Raw genomic sequence first — 18,520 nt, 5'->3', positions numbered from 1 at the left:
GCGCCGCGGCGGGAACCCTTCGCGGTGTCAGTCCAGCGGCTTCGGTGTCAGCTCCGTGTCGCTGGCGCCGACGAAGCCGTAACTGCGGTAGATATCCTGCGCGGCGCGGGAACCGATGAAGGCAAGCCACGCCGTTGCGGCGGCGGCGTGCGGGGTGTCGTCGAGCCGGCCAATGGCATAGGACACCTCGTCGCGCAGGCTGTCCTCGGCCGGCAGGTCGACGGCCTCGACCGCAGCGCCACTGCGCAGCGCCTGCAGCACCTCGGTGCGCCACACCACGCCGGCGTCGGACTGGCCGGCGACGATCCGCTGCGGCGTCTCGCGGTGATGCACCGCGGTGAACCAGGTGTTGGGCACCGGCTCACAGGCGATGCAGTCCTTGTCACCGGAAATCGCCTGCCACAGGCCGTGCCGTTCCAGCACCTTGCGCAGGTAGAACTGCATGATGCCTTCGTTGACCGGATTGGGCAGCGAAATGCGAACGCCGGGGCGCGTCAGATCGCCGATGCCGGCGATGGTCTTCGGATTGCCGCGTGCCACGATGATCTGCAACTCGTTGTGCATGTAGATCAGCGACTGGCTCATCAGCCCGGCGCGCTTGAGCTCGTGCAGATGGCCGAGATTGACCGAGGCGTAGATGTCGGGGCGGATGCGCACGCTGTCGCCGTCATAGGTCACGCCGCTGGCCTTGATCGCCTGCAGCAGCAGGCCCGGCGGCAGGGTCAGCAGCGCGACGGTGGTGGTCGGGCTCTGCTTCTGGAACGCGGCGATGACGTCGTCCATGGCAAAGAACTGGTTGCCCGCCAGCCACAGCACGAGGTCGGCGTGCGACATTTGCGCCAGCGCGGGCAGGCCGGTGCTGACGGCGCTGCCGGGTGCGTAGAACTTGATGTCGGTGTCGTGATGGCTGGGGATCGCGACAAGGGGCGTGGCGGCGGATGCCGCGGCGCTGGAGGGCGCCGGCGGTTCGGCGCAGGCCGGCGTCGCCGCGACGATCACGGCCAGCAGCAGGGCGATTCTTGTCAACGTCACGGACATCGCAAATTCCCGGGTGGGGCGTGGGATGCGCGATCAGGGTAGGGCGGCGGGCATGTCGTCGCAAGCCATGCGGCAATACCGTGTGGGCGCACGCATGGCGTTGGCCATGGCCGGGAATGTCTGTCATGGTCGCGCAATCTTTCCGGTCCACAGCGTTATGGCCATGGTCCGCACGACACCGGCCAACGAGGAGCGCGATCTTGAGATCCGTCGTCATCACCGGGACATCCACCGGCATCGGCTTTGCGGCTGCGAAAGCGCTGGTCGACAGCGGCTTTCGTGTGTTCGGCAGCGTGCGCAAGGCTGATGATGGCGAGCGGCTGCAGCGCGAGCTCGGCGCCACCTTCGTGCCTCTGGTGTTCGACGTCACCGACGAGGCGGCGGTGCTGGCAGGCGCGCAGACCGTGCGCGAGGCGCTTGGCGGCGAGACGCTCGCCGGGCTGGTCAACAACGCCGGCATCGCGGTGTCCGGGCCACTGCTCGATCTCACCGTCGATGAGTTTCGCCGGCAGATGGACGTCAATGTCATCGGCGTGGTGATCGCGACCAAGGCGTTCGCGCCGCTGCTCGGCGCCGATCGATCCCTGAAGGGGGCGCCCGGGCGCATCGTGATGATCGGATCGGTGGCGGGCCAGCATGGCAATCCGCTGCTGTCGCCCTACAGCGCGTCGAAATTCGCCCTCGAAGGCCTGTCCGAAAGCCTGCGCCGCGAGTTCATGCTGTTCGGCATCGATGTCGTGCTGATCGGCCCCGGCGCGGTGAAAACCCCGATCTGGGACAAGGCCGAGGAGATCGACATCGCGCGCTTCAGGGCGTCGCCGTTCCTGCCGGCGCTGGAGCGGCTGCGGGGCTACATGCTGACGCTGGCGAAGGACGGTCTGCCGCCGGAGCAGATCGGCGCGCTGGTGCATCGTGTGCTCACCACGCCACGGCCCCGGGTGCGCTACGCGGTCTCGCCCGAGCCGCTGCAATTGCTGATCGGCAGCCTGCTGCCCAAGCGCCTCGTCGATCGCATGGTGGCGAAGCGGCTCGGGCTGTTACCGCCTCGCAACGGCTGAGCCAAAAGAAAACGCCACGTCCATGGGGACGTGGCGTGTGTCGAGGAGCCTGTTGGGCGCGGTCAGGTCAGTGCGAAGCTCGGTTCGGTGCGCTTGCGGCCGATCATCAGCGACAGCAGCGCCGCGACGATGCCGGTGACGCCGGCGATGACGAAGGCCTGCAGGTAGCTGCCTTGCGCCGTCCGCACCGCGCCGGCGAAGAACGCCGCCGAGGCCGCGCCGAGCTGATGGCCGGCGACCACCCAGCCGAAGATCAGCGGCGCGTTGCGGTCGCCGAAGGCGTCGTTGGCGATGCGCACCGTCGGCGGCACCGTGGCGATCCAGTCGAGGCCGTAGAACACCGCGAACACCGTCAGGCTGGTGAGCGAGAAGTTCGAGTACGGCAGGTAGATCAGCGACAGGCCGCGCAGCCCGTAATAGAAGAACAGCAGCTTGCGCGGATCGAAGCGGTCGGTGAGCCAGCCTGACAGCGTGGTGCCGAACAGGTCGAACACGCCCATCATCGCCAGAAGGCTGGCGGCCTGCACCTCGGCGATGCCGTAGTCGCCGCAGAACGCGATGAGGTGGGTGCCGACAAGGCCATTGGTGGTGAAGCCGCAGATGAAGAACGTGCCGAACAGGAACCAGAACGTGCGGGTCTTTGCGGCGCGCAGCAGGTTGTCGATCGCGGTCTTGAACGGATTCTGCGCCGGCGGCGGCGGCACGATGTCGTCATGGGCGCTGCCATAGGCGCGCTGGCCGATCGACGCCGGGCGCTCCGGCACGAAGAAGTACACCAGCGGGATCAGCGCCGCGCAGCACGCCGCCACCGTCAGCACCACCGGTTGCCAGCCGCCGCGCTCGGTCAGCGCCGCCAGCAGCGGCATGAAGATGAGGGTACCGGTGGCGGTGCTGGCCGTGAGCAGGCCCATCACCAGGCCGCGGTTGGTGACGAACCAGCGGTTGACGATGGTGGCGCCGAGCACGTTGGCGACCGCGCCCGATCCGATGCCGGACAGCAGGCCCCAGGTCAGGAACAGCTGCCATGGCGCGGTCATGAAATAGCTTGCGCCGGTGGAGAGGGCCATCAGCGCCAGCGCGCCGAGCACGGTGCGGCGGACGCCGATGCTCTGCATCACCGCGGCGGCGAACGGACCGGCGAGGCCGTACAGGAAAATGCCGACGGCGGCCGAGACCGAGATGACATCGACGCTCCAGCCGAACGACTTCTGCAGCGGCAGCATCAGCACGCCCGGTGTCGAGCGCAGACCGGCGGCGCTGAGCAGGGCGAGGAAGATCACGGCCACCACCACGAAGGCATAGCGCTGGCCGAACGGGCGGTGGGAGGGCGAGGGGCTTGAAGCAGGGGGCGTCTGCATGTTACTTACCGGTACGTATTGGAGATGGGCGAGGATACGTACCGGTAAGTAACATTGTCAAGAGCTGGAATCGCATGACCAAGATCTCGCAAGGACCCCGCAAGGACGGACTGAAGGCCGCCGACCGCATTCGCGCCTCGGCGTGCGAGCTGTTCTATCGCGAGGGCATCCGGGCGGTCGGGGTGGACGAGATCGTGCAGAAGGCCGGCGTCACCAAGCCGAGCCTGTACCGCAGCTTTTCGTCCAAGGACGAACTCGCCGCAGCCTACCTGCGCGACTATGACCAGACGTTCTGGGGCAATTTCGAGAAACCAGGCGGCGAAAGCTACAGCGACCCGCGCGAGCACGTGCTGGCCTACATCCGGATCCTGTCGGGCCGCGCGGTGGCGGATGGCTATCGCGGCTGCGGTCTCAGCAACGCCACCATCGAGTATCCCGACCGCGTGCATCCGGCCCGCCAGGTCGCCGACGACCACAAGCGCGCGTTTCGCAAGCGCCTGCGCGAGCTCGCCGCGGCGATGGGCGCGAACCAGCCTGACGTGCTCGGCGATGGCCTGCTGCTGCTGATCGAGGGCATCTACACCACCGGCCAGCAGACACCCGCGGGTCCGGCGCAGTCGGCGCCGCAGGTGGCCGAGGCGCTGATTGCAGCATTCGTGCCGCCGGCCTGAGAGGTTGTCTCGTGCCCTCCCGGATGTCGCCGCGCGCGTTCGGGCGAGGCGTCGACAGTGCAGGCTTCGTTCTTGAGTGGCTGTTGGGCCGGAGCGCGGGTGAGCGAAGCGATGCCCGGGATCTTTTTTCCCAGGCCGCACGCCTTGTTTTCGCCGTTCACTCCGGCAGCCGCGGCGCCGGCATGTCTCGGCCGTTCTGGTGCAACGTCAGCTTTGTCGCCCGCCCGCGATTGTCGGTCTCGAACGTGATCTCGGCCTCGACCACCTGATAGAAGAAGCGCGTCGGGCTCTCCGGCCGGATCTCGGCCTTCGGCTGGCCGGTGGCCTGCGCGTACAGCCGGTCGCCCTCACGAGTCACCGTGAGCACGAATTGCGGCGCCAGCTGGTAGCGCCCGGCGTAGCCGTCGAAGGTCGCCGGATCGACCTCGGCGACGGTGTGCCTGGCCGGCGGCGGCGCCAGCGGAATCCGCGGATCGAGCAGGTGCATGCCGATGTCGTCGACACCCGCGCTGGTGGAAGCGTTGGACAGCACGACGACGCCGACCTTCGACTTCGGCAGGAAGCCGATGAAGGACTGATAGCCGCCGGTGCCGCCATTGTGCCACACGATCTCTTCGTCATGTCCCGGGGTGACCATCCAGCCGAGCGCGACAGCGCCGCCCGGCGCACTGTTCGGCTGGCGCGTCTGCAGCGATGCGGCGAGCGCGGACGACAGCGGCGAATCCTTGAGGTCCAGCGCCATCTCCAGGAACGTCATCATGTCGTTGACGGTCGAGCGCAGCGCGCCGGCGCCGGCGAGCGCGGGCAGATCCCAGTTGGAGACCTTGTTGAGCGCCGCGTCATGCCCGGGCGCGAGGCGCGCGGCGAGATCGGCCGGCAGCGTGATGGCGGTGTCGCTCATGCCGAGCGGCGTCAGGATGCGCTCGCGCACCAGTGACTTGTAATCGGTGCCCTGGCGCCGCGCCAGCGCGTGGCCGAGCAGGCCGTAGCCGAGGTTGGAATATTCGAACTGCGCGCCGATCGGGCGCGGCAGCTTGTAGGTCGCGAGGAACTGGTAAAGCTGCGCCACCGTGTAGTCGGCGTAGGGATTGTCCAGGCTGGCCGGCGCCATGTTCTCCGGCAGGCGCGGCAGCGCCGAGGTGTGGGTGGCGAGATCCGCCAGCGTGATGGCGCGGCCGTCGTGCTGCGGCACGCTGACGCCGTCGGGAAGATACTTCGCCACGGGGTCGGCGAGGGCGACCTCGCCGCGCTTGACCATATCGGCGAGCAGCAGGCTGGTGAACACCTTGGTGATCGAGCCGATCTCGAACACGGTGCGGTCATCGACCGGGCGCGCGTTGTCCTTGTCGAACACGCCGTGCGCGACGACGCGGCGGCCCTGCGCATCGATCAGGCCGACGACGATGCCGACGCCCTGCTGCCGGGTGTCGATGCGCTCGATCAGCAGACGGCGAACGGTCTCGTCCGACGGCAGCGACGGTCCCGACGCCGACACTCCCGGCATGGTCACGGCCATCAGGACCAGTCCTCCTGCGAGCAAGCGTTTCATGGCTGTTCAGGCTCCACGGCAAAGCACGTCACGGCTCGGCTGAGCGGACGGCGCGGACCCTCGCAGTACTACGTTGCACCAACCTTGCCGCCGCCGCGAGTGATGGCCGCGTCAGCGCGCCGCAGCGGCGCGCGGTTTCATGTCGCTGACGATCAGGCGCAGCAGGTCCTGCGCCGCCGGCGGCAGCGTGCGGCCACGCAGCGTCAGGACGTGGCTGCGGCCGCGATAGAGCAGGGCGTTCTTCATTGGCAGGGCGACGATGCGCGATGGTTCGACGGCGGCCATGGTCAGCCGCGGCACCAGCGCGTAGCCGAGGCCGGCGGCGACGAAATGCATCACCGCGTCGAACGACGCCGTCGTCAGCGCGACGTTGAGGCGAACGCCCTCGCTGATCTCGGCGGCCTCGATGTGCTGGCGCACGCCGAAGCTGCGGTGCACGGTGGCGCCGGGATAAGGCAGGAGGTCCATCAGCCGCAGCGGCCGGCCGATCTGCGCCAGCGGGTGACTGCGCTGCACCCAGGTCTGGATCGGCTGCGGATGGGAATGGTGCGAGCGCAGCCGCTCGTCGTTCGGCGGCTTGAACAGCAGGCCGATGTGGATGCGCTCCTCCAGCAGGCCCTGCACGATCTGATTGGTGCTGCCGACGTCGAGGCCGATGGTGATCTTGGGATGCGCGCGCATGAAGCGGCACACCGTGCCTTCCATCAGCGTGTCGACATAGCCTTCGCCGGCCATGATGTCGATGTGGCCGCTCTCGATCTTTCGGATGCTGTCCATCTGCGCCAGCAGGCTCTGCTTCTCGCTGTGCTGGCGCCGCAGATAAGTGGCGAGCAGGGCGCCGGCGTCGGTCGGCGCGATGCCGCGGCCGCGACGCTCGATCAGCGCGGTGCCGCACTCCTGCTCCAGCAGGCTGACCGCGCGGCTGACCGCGGAGGGATCCATGCCGAGCGCGCCCGCAGCGCCGCGCACCGAGCCGCTCTCCAGCACCTGCATGAAGTAGCGCACGCGGCGGGTGTCGAGACGGTCGTCCATGTCGCTGAGCACCACCGCCATTCCGATACCCTCGTTGCCGGCGGCCGCGACGTGTCCGCGTCCCGGAATTATAACCGTTGCATGAAATGCAACAGATAATCACTGTGGCTGTCATTGATGCAAGGCGGTTTTTCTCTGAAAGTCGGGTTCCAGAGTTGATCCCGCGCGCCAGCCGCGCAAGCATGACACCTGGAGCGCCGCCATGACGACGTCGACTGCCGCCGCCACCGCTGAACCGGTCCCCGCGCCTCTCGCGTCGTCGGGCGTCGCCAAACTCAAGCTTGTCCTGGTGGTGATGGCGATCGTCGCCATCGCCGAGAGTATCGGCATCGTCCAGTTTCAGGTCGGACCAGGCAAGGTGCTGCTGCAGCCCATGGTGTGGGCGCTGCTGATCGCCGCCGCCTGGGGCGTGGCGCAGCGGCTGCTGCCGGCGCCGGTCCGGGTCGATTCACGGCTGCAGGCGTTCGCCGGCGATCTGCTCAACGTCGGCCTGCTGCTGTTCGTGGTCAAGCTCGGCCTGACGGTCGGCGGCGCGCTGCCGCAGGTCAAGGAAGCGGGCTGGGCGCTGCTGTTCCAGGAATTCGGTCACACCTTTGGCACGCTGGTGCTCGGCCTGCCGCTGGCGCTGCTGCTCGGCGTCAAGCGCGAGGCCGTCGGTGCGACGTTCTCGATCGGCCGCGAAGGCAATCTCGTGATCATCGGCGAGAAGTACGGCATGGCCTCGGCGGAAGGCCGCGGCGTGCTCGCCGAATACATCACCGGCACGGTGCTCGGCGCGCTGTTCATCGCGCTGCTCGCCGGCTTCGTCACCAGCCTCAACATCTTCGATCCGCGTTCGCTGGCGATGGGCGCAGGCGTCGGCTCGGCGAGCATGATGGCCGCGGCGATCGGCGCCATCAACGGCCAGCAGCCGGCTGCGCTCGCGCCGCAACTCACCGCGATCGCGGCGGCGTCCAACCTGCTGACCCAGGTCGCCGGCTTCTACTTCACGCTGTTCCTGTCGCTGCCCGCCTGTTCGTGGCTGTACGACCGCCTCGAGCCGGTGCTCGGCCGCTTCTCCCGGCGTCAGGCGACGGAAGGCGTCGAGCTGTCGAGCGTCGGCGGTATGGCGGCGAAGGAGCTGTCGTTCGTCGACACCCTGATCGCCTGGGCGATCATGACTGGCGGCGTCACCATCGGCAATCTGCTCACCTACAAGGTGCCGGTGGCTCAGTCGCTGCTCGGCATGGCCATCGTGGTGGCGATCGCGCTGGTCGTCGATCTCGTCAAGCGGCTGGTGCCGAAGCTGCCGATGGTGCTGGTGCTGTCGGTGTTCGCCACCGTCCTCGCCGTTCCCGGCTTCCTGCCGTTCGCCGATACGCTGGCGGCAGTCACCGGCAAGCTCAACTTCCTGACCTTCACCACGCCGGTGCTGGCGCTCGCCGGCTTCTCGGTGGCGAAGGATCTGCCCATCTTCCGCCAGCTTGGCTGGCGCATCATCGTCGTGTCGCTGACCGCGGCCGCCGGTACATTCCTTGGCGCCACGCTGGTCGCCGAACTCTTCCACTGAAGCCAACCGAGAGATCGATCGATGTCCGTCCAGCCCGAGATCGCCGCCGACATCCGCGCCCGCATGGTGGCGTGGCGGCACGACATCCATGCCCATCCGGAGACCGCGTTCGAGGAGCACCGCACCGCGCAGGTGATCGCCGAGGCGCTGACCGACATGGGCCTTGCGGCGCATCGCGGCCTCGCCGGCACCGGCGTCGTCGCCTCGCTGACGAACGGCGATGGCCCGAGCATCGCGCTGCGCGCCGACATCGACGCGCTCGACATCAACGAACTGGGAAATCCTGCCTACAAGTCGCAGCGCCCGGGCAAGATGCACGCCTGCGGCCATGACGGCCACACCGCGATGCTGCTCGGCGCGGCCGCGCATCTCGTGCGCCACAAGCCGTTCCGCGGCACCGTGCAGTTCGTGTTCCAGCCGGCGGAGGAGAACGAGGGCGGCGGGCGCCGCATGGTCGAGGAAGGGCTGTTCGACAAATTTCCAGCCGATGCCGTCTACGGCATGCACAACATTCCGCAGATCCCGCGCGGCAAGTTCGCCATCAAGTCCGGCATCATGATGTCGTTCTTCGACACCTTCGAGATCGTCATCACCGGCAAGGGCTGCCATGCGGCGACGCCCGAGAAGGGCATCGATTCCGTCGTGGTCTCGGCCCAGCTCGTCAACGCGCTGCAGGCGATCGTCAGCCGCCGTATCGGCGCGATGGATGCCGGCGTGATCAGCGTCACCCAGATTCATGGCGGCGACACCTGGAACGTGGTGCCGGAAACGGTAGTGCTGCGCGGCACCGTGCGCACCCTCGATGGCGAGATCCAGGACGAGATCGAGGCGGCGATGCGCCAGACCTGCGCCGGCATGGCGCAGATCCATGGCGCCACCATCGCGCTCGATTACCAGCGGCGCTATCCCGGCGTCATCAACACCGTGCCCGAGACCGACGCGGCGATCGCCGCGGCATCGAGCCTCGTCGGGTCGGCGCTGGTGCAGACCGATATCAAGCCGGCGATGGGCTCGGAGGATTTCTCGTTCATGCTGCAGAAGCGCCCCGGCGCCTACATCTGCATCGGTGCGGGCGAAGGCAAAAACGATCCGCCGCTGCACAATCCCTATTACGACTTCAACGACGCCATCCTGCCGATGGGCGCGGCCTATTGGGTCGCGCTGGTGCAGCAGCAGCTCCCGCTCGCGGCGGGTTGAGTGTGTTCGCTGCAAATGGGACTCGGATATGAGAGCTGGAATGCACGCATCCAGCCTCATCGGGCCCATTGAGGCCCATCTCCTCATGGTGAGGAGCGCGGCGACGCCGTGCGTCTCGAACCACGGGGCCAATGAGTCGGAACGTGCGGGCCTCACCCTTCGAGACGCCTGCTGCGCAGGCTCTTCAGGATGAGGGTTCAGGTGGGCGTGATGCTGTCCGCGTTCGACATCTTCAAGGTCGGCGTCGGCCCGTCGAGTTCGCACACCGTCGGGCCGATGCGCGCGGCGCTGATGTTCGTGCGCCGGCTCGATGACGACGACCTGCTGGCGCGCACGACGCGGATCGAGGTCGAGCTGTTCGGCTCGCTCGCGCTCACCGGCCATGGCCATGCCACCGACATCGGCGTCATCCTCGGCCTGTGCGGCGAGGCGCCCGACACCGTCGATCCTGCCGTGGCGCGCACGCATCTCGCCGATATCCGCCAGAGCGGTACGCTTGCGCTGCTCGGCCGCTATGCGGTGGCGTTCGACCGCGCACGCGACATCGTGTTCAACGGCGACAAGACGCTGCCGGAGCATCCCAACGCCCTGCGTCTTGCCGCATTCGCCGCCGATGGCGCGCGGCTCGGCGAGCGCTGCTACTTCTCCGTCGGCGGCGGCTTTGTTATCGAGGCCGGCGCGGATGCGCCGTCCGCTGCCGCGTCGGTGGGCGGCGCCGTGTGGCCCTATCCGTTTCACAGTGGCGCCGAGCTGCTGGCGCAGGCCGGGGCGAGCGGTCGCAGCATTGCCGGCGTGATGCTGGCCAACGAATGCGTCTGGCGCTCCGAGGCGGAGGTGCGCGAGCGCCTGCTGCGGATCTGGCGGGTGATGCAGGCCTGCGTGCGGCGCGGCTTCGGTCTCGACAACGCCGATGCCGAGGCGCGGCTGCCCGGCGCGCTCAACGTGCGCCGCCGCGCGCCGGCGCTGTACCGCGAGCTGATGTCGCGCGGCGGCAACACCGAGGCGGTCGATCCGCTGGCGGCCATGGACTGGGTCAACGCCTTCGCCATGGCGGTCAACGAGGAGAACGCCGCGGGCGGGCGGGTCGTCACCGCGCCGACCAATGGCGCTGCCGGCATCATCCCCGCCGTGCTGCACTATTACGAGACCTTTGTGCCGGACGCTTCCGACGACGGGGTCGTCGACTTCCTGCTGACGGCGGCGGCGATCGGCGTGCTCTACAAGACCAACGCCTCGATCTCCGGCGCCGAGGTTGGCTGCCAGGGCGAGGTCGGGGTGGCCTGCTCGATGGCGGCCGGCGCGCTCGCCGCGGTGCTCGGCGGCAGCGTCGCCCAGGTCGAGAATGCCGCCGAGATCGGCATGGAGCACAATCTTGGCCTGACCTGCGATCCGGTCGGCGGCCTCGTGCAGATTCCCTGCATCGAGCGCAATGCCATGGGCGCGGTCAAGGCGATCAACGCCGCGCGCCTCGCGCTGCGCGGCGACGGCCATCACTATGTGTCGCTGGACACCGTCATCCGCACCATGCTGCAGACCGGCGAAGATATGAAGTCGACCTACAAGGAGACGTCGCTCGGCGGCCTTGCGGTCAACGTCGTGGAGTGCTGACCGCGCCCGCGCCGCCGCCTATTGAATGGCGCAGGTCCGTGCGGTTTCATCGGCGAGCCAGCCGACGAAGGCGCTGGTGTCCGCGTCGCCGGACAGCTCCGCGCGCCATCGCGCGACATGGACCTTGCGCGATTCCATCACCGGGCCGTCTGGAAACAGCCGGGCCAGGCGGCCGTCGGCGATGGCGTCGCTGACCAGCAGTGAGCGTCCCAACGCGACGCCTGCGCCCTCGGAGGCGGCGGCAAGGCACAGCCCGATATCGCCGAGCTGCAGGCCGCTGCGCGCGCGCGCATGCTGCAGGCCGAGGCGGCGAAACCAGGTCTCCCAGCTCCATTCGCTGGTGCGGTCGGCATCCTTGTAGATCAGGGGCAGCGACAGCAGCGCAGTGGGCGCGGCCTGTGGCGGCCGCAGCGCCGGCGCGCACACCGGAAACACCTGCTCGCGAAACAGCGGGCGTTGCGTGGTCGTTCGCCGTGCCTCGTCGCCCGGCACCCAGGCGATGCGAATGTCCGGCGGCTCCGTGCCGGCGTCGTGCGGCGTCAGCTCGAGGGCGATGTCGGGATGTTGCAGGGCAAAGCGCGGCAGCCGGCGCACCAGCCACCATGTGCTCAGCGCCGTACCGGCGGCGATGCGCAGGCGGCGCTGGCGCGCCGCGCGGCGGACATGAACGTCGAGCGCGCCGAGGGTGTCGAGCGCGGCCGTGAGTTCAGGAAGCAGCGCCCGGCCCTGGTCGGTGAGATCGACGCCCGGCCGCTGCCGGTCGAGCAGGGGCGTGCCGAAATGCTGTTCGAGCCGCCGCACCTGATGGCTGATGGCGCTCTGCGTCACGCCGAGTTCCGCCGCCGCGCGGGTGAACGAGCGGTGACGCACGACGGCGTCGAAGGCGAGCAGCGGCTGAAAGGGCGGCAGGCGGCGCGGCATGACGCCATGATATCGTTTCATGGGATTTGAAAGAAGCGTCATTCGCAAGGCGCCCGGGGGAGGCCGCACACTCCGCGCATGACCTCTCATCCCCTGCGTTCCGATCCGCTGGCGTTTCCCTCCGAAGGCGGCATCACGCCGGCACAGGCGGCGCTGTGGGCGACCTGCATCGGCGGCTTCCTGTTTCAGTTCGACCTCACCGCGCTCGCGGCGGCGCTCGCCGATGTCGGCGCCGACTTCGCGCTGGCAGGCGCGGCATCGGCCTGGGTGATCGATGTCTTCAGCCTGGGGCTGGTGCTCGCCCTGCCGGCCTGCGGCACGCTGGCGGACCGTTGGGGACGGCGGCGGATGTTCGCCCTCGGGGCAGTGGTCTTCGCGATGGCGTCGGCGACGTGCGCATCGGCGCCGTCGTTTGTCGTGCTGCTCGCGGGGCGGGCATTGCAAGGCGTGGGCGGCGCCGCGCTCACCAGCGCATCGCTGGCGCTGGTGGCGGCGACCACGCCAGTCACGGCGCGGCCGCGCGCGTTCGCGATCAACGGCACCGTGATCGGCATCGCCATGGTGATCGGGCCGCCGCTCGGCGCGCTGGTCGCGGCGACGGTCGGCTAGCGCTGGATTTTCTGGCTCAACCTGCCGCCATGCATAGCGGTGCTGACGCTGATCCGCTGGCGTGTGCCGGAATCGCGCGATGCCGGGGCGGCCGCCGCGGCGCTGGACTGGCCGGGCTGCGCGGTGCTGGCCGCCGCCGCGGGCGGGCTCGCCGTCGCTCTGCTGGAGGGCCATCGGTTGGGCGGCCCGGCCTCGGCCGTCCTGCTCGGCGGGGTCGTTCTCGCCACCCTCGCGTTCGTCGCGATTGAACGGCGCAGCCGCGCTCCGGCGATCGACCTCACGCTGCTGCGCCGTCCGTGCTTCGTGGCGATGTGCGTCGCGCCGCTGGCCAGCTCGGTCGGCTACTGGTCGCTCCTCGTCTATGTGCCGCAGCTGGCGCGGGGGCCGCTGCAGATGACGCCGCTCGCGGCTGGCGGGCTGCTCACAGCCTTGACGCTGCCGATGCTGCTGGTGCCGTGGCTCGGCGCGGTGCTGGCGCGCCGGTGGCCGCCCCGGCTGTTCTTTCCGCTCGGGCTCGCGATCATGGGCCTCGCCGATCTTGCCGCGGCGATTGCCGTCGGGTCCGGCGCAGGCGCCGTGGCGGCCGCGCTGCTGGCCAGCGGCGCGGGAGCAGCGCTGATCCAGGCCCAGGTGACGGCGGCGGCGATCGGCGCCGCGCCGCCGGGCCGCGCCGCGATGGCGGCGGCGATCTGCGTCACGCTGCGCCAGCTTGGTTTCAGCGTTGGCGTCGCCGGGTTGGGTGCGCTGGTCGCTGTGGGTGGCGAGGCCGGCTTCATGTTGGCGTTCTTCGTTGCGGGGGTCCTGTCGCTCGCGGCAGCCGGCACCTGTCGCCTCCTGCTCGGGAGGGCGGTGGGCTGATCGACCTAGGCGGATCCGGCCGTTCCGGACTCACGGGGCACCGCACTGCGCCGGCCATCGGTTGGCTGGCCCGCGGCGGTACCTGAATTGGCGCTGAACGCCACTGACGTCACGCTGCGGCCAAACAGCGAGTTGCGGACGTGTGACGATTTGACTACGTTTTTATGACACGGTGGCTGCCGCCGGCCGCGCCGTTCGCCTGCTGGCCTCCGCCAGCACCGGGCCCCTGACCCCGCCGGATGGTTTTGCGTCCCCGCCATGGCGTCGTCGCCCAATTCCGGCCTGCCCAATCCCGAGACGCCCGACGGCCGCGCCGCGGTCGCGGCAGGCGTCGCCTCGGCCGGGGTGTGGCGCCTGCTGGCGGTGGTGTCGCCCCATGTTGCGGCGCTGGTGGTGATGCTGCAGACCGAGACCGACCTGACGTCGCGCCTCGGCTTCCTGCTGGCTTGGGGCATTCTCAACTGCGGCTTCGTCGCGCTGCTGCGCCGGCCGGCGCTGTCGGGCGCGCTGGCGTTCACGCTGGTCGTGGTGCTGATCCTGCTGTCGCGGCTCAAGCACGACGTCGTGCAGATGACCGCGAACTTCGTCGACCTGATGGTGATCGACCGCGACACGGTGGCCTTCCTCTTCACGATCTTCCCGAACCTGCGCTGGTCGGCGATCGCCACCGCGCTGCTGGTGCTGCCGCTGATGGTGGCGCTGTGGCGGCTCGATCCGTTCCGCCTGCGCCGCCTGCCGGCGGTGGCGGCGATGCTCGGCTGTCTCGCCGCACTGGTCGGCCTCGCCCGCACCTGGCCGGACGAAGCGTGGCGCGGCTATTACGACGACGGTTATGTCTCGAAGTTCGCGCGCTCCGGCGTCACCGCGGTGTCCGATTTCGTCACCTATGGCTTCATGCAGTCTGACGCGGTGGCCGATCCACTGAAGTTGCCGCTGGTCGATGCCTGCAATCCGGTCGGGCGGCGGCCGAACATCGTGATGATTCATGATGAATCGAGCTTTGACATCCGCGCTGCTGGCGGTGTCCGGGTGCCGCCGGGCTATGGCGGCCACTTCCGCTCCTACGACGGCCGCGCGCGCAAATTCTTGGCCGAGAGCAATGGCGGTCCGAGCTGGTTCACCGAATACAACGTGCTGGCCGGCCTCTCGGCGCGCTCGTTCGGGCCGTTCGCCTATTTCGTCACACGCATCGCCTCGGGCCGGGTCGAACGCGGCCTGCCGCTGGCGCTGCGCCGCTGCGGCTACAGCACCATCTCGCTGTATCCCGCGATGGGCGGCTTCATGAGCGCGAAGAGCTTTCAGCTGACCACCGGCATGCAGGCGTTCCATGATGCCCGCGCGCTCGGCGCCAGGGGCGTCGAGCCCGACAGCTTCTTCTATGGCAAGGCGATGGACCTGCTCGCCCGCGAGAAGGGGCCGGAGCCGGTGTTCATGTTCGTCTACCTTGCGGCCAATCATTTTCCGTGGGAGGTCAAGTTCAAGCCGGAGCTGACGCCACAGTGGCGCGCGCCCGGCAACGCGCCGTCGGTCGACGAGTATCTGCGGCGGCAGGCGATGAGCGCGAGGGACTACGGCGATTTCGTCGCCGGCCTGAAGAAGCGCTTTCCCAACGAGCCGTTCCTGATCGTGCGCTATGGCGACCACCAGCCGGAGTTCGCGCCGCAACTGCTCGATCCCGGCCTCAGCGAAGCCGATATCGGCAAGAAGCTGCTGGCGCACGATCCCCGCTACTTCGCGACCTACTACGCCATCGACGCCGTCAACTTCCAGCCGGTCGAGAGCCCGACGGCGATGGACACCATCGATGGCGCCTATCTGCCGCTGGTGATCCAGGATGCCGCCGGTCTGCCGCTCGACCCGACGTTCGCCGAGCAGAAGAAGATCATGCTCCGCTGCAACGGGCTGTTCTATGCCTGCCGCGACGGCGCCGAGGCACGGCGCTTCAACCGCCAGCTGATCGACGCCGGCTACATCAAGGCGCTGTAGTGGAGGGCGCAGCGCGCCCTCCGCGCCGTGTCGTTCGCTCCGCTCACGCCTCCTGCAACGCCAACCGGATCGCCTCCTCCACCGGAGCATAGGCGCCATCAGCGCGTGCGATCTGCAATGGCTGCGCCGGATGCAGCGGTGGCTGCGCCAGGAAGCGCGGCGTCGCGCCGCGATGGGCCTGCGCCGCGTGGATCAGGAACGGGTGGCACAGATACACCGTGCCCGCAGGCCCGACGGCGAGCGCCTCCGGACGGTCCGCCGCGACCTCCGCGAGCCGCAGGTGATTGAGGCCGGCGTCGCCGGCCGGCGCCAGCAGCCGTGCCATGTCGCGATGCGAGCCCACCCGCAGGCGGGTCGGCGCGTCGTGCGGTCCGATGTCCGAGAACAGGAACAGCATCAGCAGTGCGCGGCCGCGCGAGGTGACGTTGACGCGCCAGGCGGAGAAGTCGGTCTCGGCCGCGCCGGCCGTCTCGTCCGGAAAGCTGACGTCGACGTGCCAGCCGGTGTCGCCGGGATCGTCCGTGCCGGGAAAGCGCACCGGGAAGCTGCCGAGATTGCTGCGCGGCAGCCAGCGGCCCTTGCCGACGAGCTGATCGAACGCGGCGCGCAGCACCGGCGTGTTGACCGCCTGCCGGAACGGCGGGTCGTCGTAGTACCACAGGCGGATGACGGGCTGCGTCCATGTCGCTGGATCGTGCGGGTCGCAGGGCAGGTCGCGCCACAGGATGGCGCGGCCTTCGTCGGCGAGCGCACGCGGAAACGCGTCGTCGATCCGCACGAAGCCGTCATGGATGAACCGGTTTATCTGCGCGGCGTCGAGCGCGCGCGTTGGCGTGGTGTCGAGGGGCATGGTGATGATCCATCACTGGGCTGCATGCGACGCGGTGCGCGAACGCAGCGGCAGCCGATTGTCGATTGCAGTGCCGGTCGGGCACGAAACAGAGCGGCGCGGGCGTGTGCCGGCGCGCGCGATCGCAACCTGCGGCAGGGCAGGTGCGTCCTCAGCGGTGGAGGAAGAACACCGCGGAGATGGCTGACATGCGGATCATCATCATGGGAGCCGAATTTACCATGATGGTCCGGGACAGGGCAACGGCCGCCGCCGGGAAGGCCGCGGAGCCGCGGGTGGTAATATGACGGCGCACAGCGGTAAGGTTGACTGGTTAGGTTAAGACCGGAGTCCGGATGCGCGGTTCGATAGCCCTGCTAACAGTAAGGGTGTTCCACCGTGGTGGCCGGAGACCCCAGAATCACCGGCGACGTTCATGCGGTCGGGACAGGGGGCCGCCGATTCAGTTGCGTACGGCGGCCCCGCTTTTCGGGCGGCGGGGACCGGTCCCCGCCGCCTGCTTTTTGTTATGTGGCAGTCTCACAGGCCTGCTACTGGTCGCGATCGCCCGTGCCGCGCGGCTTGCGGCGGGCACAAGCGTGGACCCGTTCGATGTTCAATGCCTCTCGCCACCCGCTGTTCGATCGCCGTGCGCTGCTCAGGGGCGCTGTCGCCGCCGGCCTGATCGTGCCCGGCCTGCCGCTGATCCGCGCCGCCCCCGCGCGTGCCGACGGCGACAAGTCGCCGTTCACGCTCGGCGTTGCCTCGGGCGATCCGGCCTCCGATGGTTTCGTCCTCTGGACGCGTCTTGCCCCGGAGCCGCTCGATCCGCGCGGCGGCCTGTCGGTGCAGCCGGTCGAGGTGACCTGGCAGATCGCCGACGATCCGGCGATGCGCAACCTCGTGCGCACCGGCACGGCGCTGGCGCGGATCGAGCTGGCGCATTCCGTCCATGTCGAGGTCGAGGGGCTCGCGCCGGGGCGTGACTACTTCTATCGCTTCCGCACTGGCGATGCGGAAAGCGCGATCGGCCGCGCGCGCACGCTACCGGCGCCGGGCGCGGATATTTCGGAGTTGCGCTTCGCCGCCGCCGGCTGCCAGGCATTCGAGAGCGGCTACTACACCGCGTGGCGGCATCTGGCGGCGGAGAATTTCGATTTCGTCTTCCACTACGGCGACTACATCTACGAGCACGGCTTCGTCACCGCCGATCGCACCGGGCGCACGCTGCCGCGCCTGATGCCGAAGGACTTTACCGCCTGCGTCACGCTCACCGACTATCGCCGGCGCTACGCGCTGTACAAGACCGATCCCGACCTGCAGGCGGCGCACCTGTCGTGTCCGTTCCTGCCGAGCTTCGACGACCACGAGGTGGCCGACAACTGGGCCGCCGATACCGACTCCCGCGACACGCCGGCGGAGGCCTTCCTGTTTCGCCGCGCGGCGGCGTTCCAGGCCTGGTACGAGCACATGCCGGTGCGGCGCGCGCTGCTGCCGCGCGGCCCGGACGTGCTCGCCTATCGCCGCTTCCGCGTCGGCAGCCTGCTCGACGTCGCCGTGCTCGACACCCGCCAGTATCGCTCGAAGCAGCCATGCGGGGATGGCATCAAGGCGAACTGTGCGGCGGCGGACGAGCCTTCGCGCACCATGATGGGCGCGCGGCAGGAGGCGTGGTTCGCCGAGGGACTGCGCGCGGCGCAGGCGGCGGGGCCGGCGACCTGGCAGGTGATGGCGCAGCAGGTGCTGTTCGCCCATCTCGACTGGCGGTCCTATCCCTGGCTCAAGCCCTCGGAGGCGCCGCTCGTCAACCTCGACGCCTGGGACGGCGCCAGCGCAGCGCGCGAGCGCCTGCTGCACACGCTCCATGAGGCGAAGGTGGCGAACGCGGTGGTGCTGACCGGCGACATGCACCGCGGCGTCGCGCTCGACCTGCATCTCGACTGGCGCGATCCGAAATCACCCTGTGTCGGTGTCGAGCTGCTGGCGACATCGATCTCGTCGGGCGGGGATGGCGTTGCGGTGATGAGCAACGCCGAGGCGCTGCACGCCAACAATCCGCATCTCAGGTTCATCAGTGACCAGCGTGGCTATCATCGCCACTCCGTGACGCGCGGGCGCTGGCAGACGGACTTCCGTGTCGTGGCGCAGATCTCCCAGCCCGATCAGCCGGTCGCGACCGCGAAGTCGTTCGTGATGGAAGCCGGCAAGCCCGGCCTTGTGGCGGCGTAGATCCGCCGCGGCGTGCCGGACCCAAGTG

General features: G+C 69.1%; 15 protein-coding genes. 9 read left to right on the top strand and 6 right to left on the bottom strand.

Translation table 11 applies throughout. The features are described from left to right. Positions 1-27: 27 nt before the first annotated feature. Positions 28-1,038 (bottom strand): molybdate ABC transporter substrate-binding protein, encoded by a 1,011-nt coding sequence (locus JQ639_RS13760; protein WP_211967178.1) that lies wholly within the window; start codon positions 1,036-1,038, stop codon positions 28-30. A 200-nt stretch (positions 1,039-1,238) separates the two neighbouring features. Between JQ639_RS13760 and JQ639_RS13755 the strand changes: the two genes are divergently transcribed. After that, a complete protein-coding gene (locus JQ639_RS13755; RefSeq protein ID WP_211967179.1) occupies positions 1,239-2,096 on the top strand; it encodes an SDR family oxidoreductase in 858 nt (285 codons plus the stop codon). A 62-nt stretch (positions 2,097-2,158) separates the two neighbouring features. Here the strand turns inward: JQ639_RS13755 and JQ639_RS13750 are convergent, their stop codons facing one another. Next, entirely contained in the window at positions 2,159-3,454 is a 1,296-nt protein-coding gene (locus JQ639_RS13750; protein ID WP_211967180.1) for an MFS transporter, read from the bottom strand. A gap of 74 nt (positions 3,455-3,528) precedes the next feature. Between JQ639_RS13750 and JQ639_RS13745 the strand changes: the two genes are divergently transcribed. After that, complete coding sequence (locus JQ639_RS13745) at positions 3,529-4,125, top strand: TetR/AcrR family transcriptional regulator (RefSeq protein ID WP_211967181.1); 597 nt, start codon at positions 3,529-3,531, stop codon at positions 4,123-4,125. Between the two features lie 157 nt (positions 4,126-4,282). On the opposite strand, the gene JQ639_RS13740 is transcribed toward JQ639_RS13745, so the two are convergent. Beyond that, positions 4,283-5,674 carry a serine hydrolase gene (locus JQ639_RS13740; protein WP_211967182.1) on the bottom strand — a complete coding sequence of 464 codons (1,392 nt, stop codon included), beginning with the start codon at positions 5,672-5,674 and terminating at the stop codon, positions 4,283-4,285. Positions 5,675-5,785: 111 nt separating this feature from the next. Beyond that, the gene (locus JQ639_RS13735) at positions 5,786-6,727 is read right to left on the bottom strand and encodes a LysR family transcriptional regulator (RefSeq protein WP_211967183.1); all 942 of its coding nucleotides are present in this window, start codon (positions 6,725-6,727) and stop codon (positions 5,786-5,788) included. 181 nt (positions 6,728-6,908) lie between these two features. Between JQ639_RS13735 and JQ639_RS13730 the strand changes: the two genes are divergently transcribed. The 3 genes from JQ639_RS13730 to JQ639_RS13720 all read left to right on the top strand — a co-directional run bounded on the left by JQ639_RS13730 (position 6,909) and on the right by JQ639_RS13720 (position 11,060). Next, complete coding sequence (locus JQ639_RS13730) at positions 6,909-8,255, top strand: DUF3100 domain-containing protein (RefSeq protein WP_211967184.1); 1,347 nt, start codon at positions 6,909-6,911, stop codon at positions 8,253-8,255. A 21-nt stretch (positions 8,256-8,276) separates the two neighbouring features. Beyond that, complete coding sequence (locus tag JQ639_RS13725; RefSeq protein ID WP_211967185.1) at positions 8,277-9,452, top strand: M20 aminoacylase family protein; 1,176 nt, start codon at positions 8,277-8,279, stop codon at positions 9,450-9,452. A gap of 207 nt (positions 9,453-9,659) precedes the next feature. Then, positions 9,660-11,060, top strand: coding sequence for an L-serine ammonia-lyase (locus JQ639_RS13720; RefSeq protein WP_349644722.1), 1,401 nt, complete (start codon positions 9,660-9,662; stop codon positions 11,058-11,060). Between the two features lie 18 nt (positions 11,061-11,078). Here JQ639_RS13720 and JQ639_RS13715 read toward each other — a convergent pair whose 3' ends face one another. Beyond that, a complete protein-coding gene (locus JQ639_RS13715) occupies positions 11,079-11,981 on the bottom strand; it encodes a LysR substrate-binding domain-containing protein (protein WP_211967186.1) in 903 nt (300 codons plus the stop codon). A gap of 78 nt (positions 11,982-12,059) precedes the next feature. Between JQ639_RS13715 and JQ639_RS13710 the strand changes: the two genes are divergently transcribed. The 3 genes from JQ639_RS13710 (at position 12,060) to JQ639_RS13700 (ending at position 15,434) form a co-directional block, all read left to right on the top strand. Continuing rightward, positions 12,060-12,590, top strand: a complete 531-nt coding sequence (locus JQ639_RS13710; protein WP_211967187.1) for an MFS transporter — start codon at positions 12,060-12,062, stop codon at positions 12,588-12,590. Positions 12,591-12,629: 39 nt separating this feature from the next. Next, a complete protein-coding gene (locus tag JQ639_RS13705; RefSeq protein ID WP_211967188.1) occupies positions 12,630-13,448 on the top strand; it encodes an MFS transporter in 819 nt (272 codons plus the stop codon). A 258-nt stretch (positions 13,449-13,706) separates the two neighbouring features. Beyond that, positions 13,707-15,434 (top strand): sulfatase-like hydrolase/transferase, encoded by a 1,728-nt coding sequence (locus JQ639_RS13700; protein WP_211967189.1) that lies wholly within the window; start codon positions 13,707-13,709, stop codon positions 15,432-15,434. 43 nt (positions 15,435-15,477) lie between these two features. Here the strand turns inward: JQ639_RS13700 and JQ639_RS13695 are convergent, their stop codons facing one another. Next, on the bottom strand, positions 15,478-16,284 hold the full coding sequence (locus tag JQ639_RS13695) for a phytanoyl-CoA dioxygenase family protein (protein WP_211967190.1): 807 nt from the start codon (positions 16,282-16,284) through the stop codon (positions 15,478-15,480). Positions 16,285-16,875: 591 nt separating this feature from the next. Between JQ639_RS13695 and JQ639_RS13690 the strand changes: the two genes are divergently transcribed. Further along, entirely contained in the window at positions 16,876-18,492 is a 1,617-nt protein-coding gene (locus JQ639_RS13690) for an alkaline phosphatase D family protein (RefSeq protein WP_211967191.1), read from the top strand. Positions 18,493-18,520: the final 28 nt, after the last annotated feature.

It is taken from the genome of Bradyrhizobium sp. U87765 SZCCT0048 (genome assembly GCF_018131225.1).
Taxonomy (GTDB): Bacteria; Pseudomonadota; Alphaproteobacteria; order Rhizobiales; family Xanthobacteraceae; genus Bradyrhizobium_A.
The sequence above is the reverse complement of the archived record's forward strand: the minus strand, read 5'-3'. Positions and strand labels throughout refer to the sequence as shown.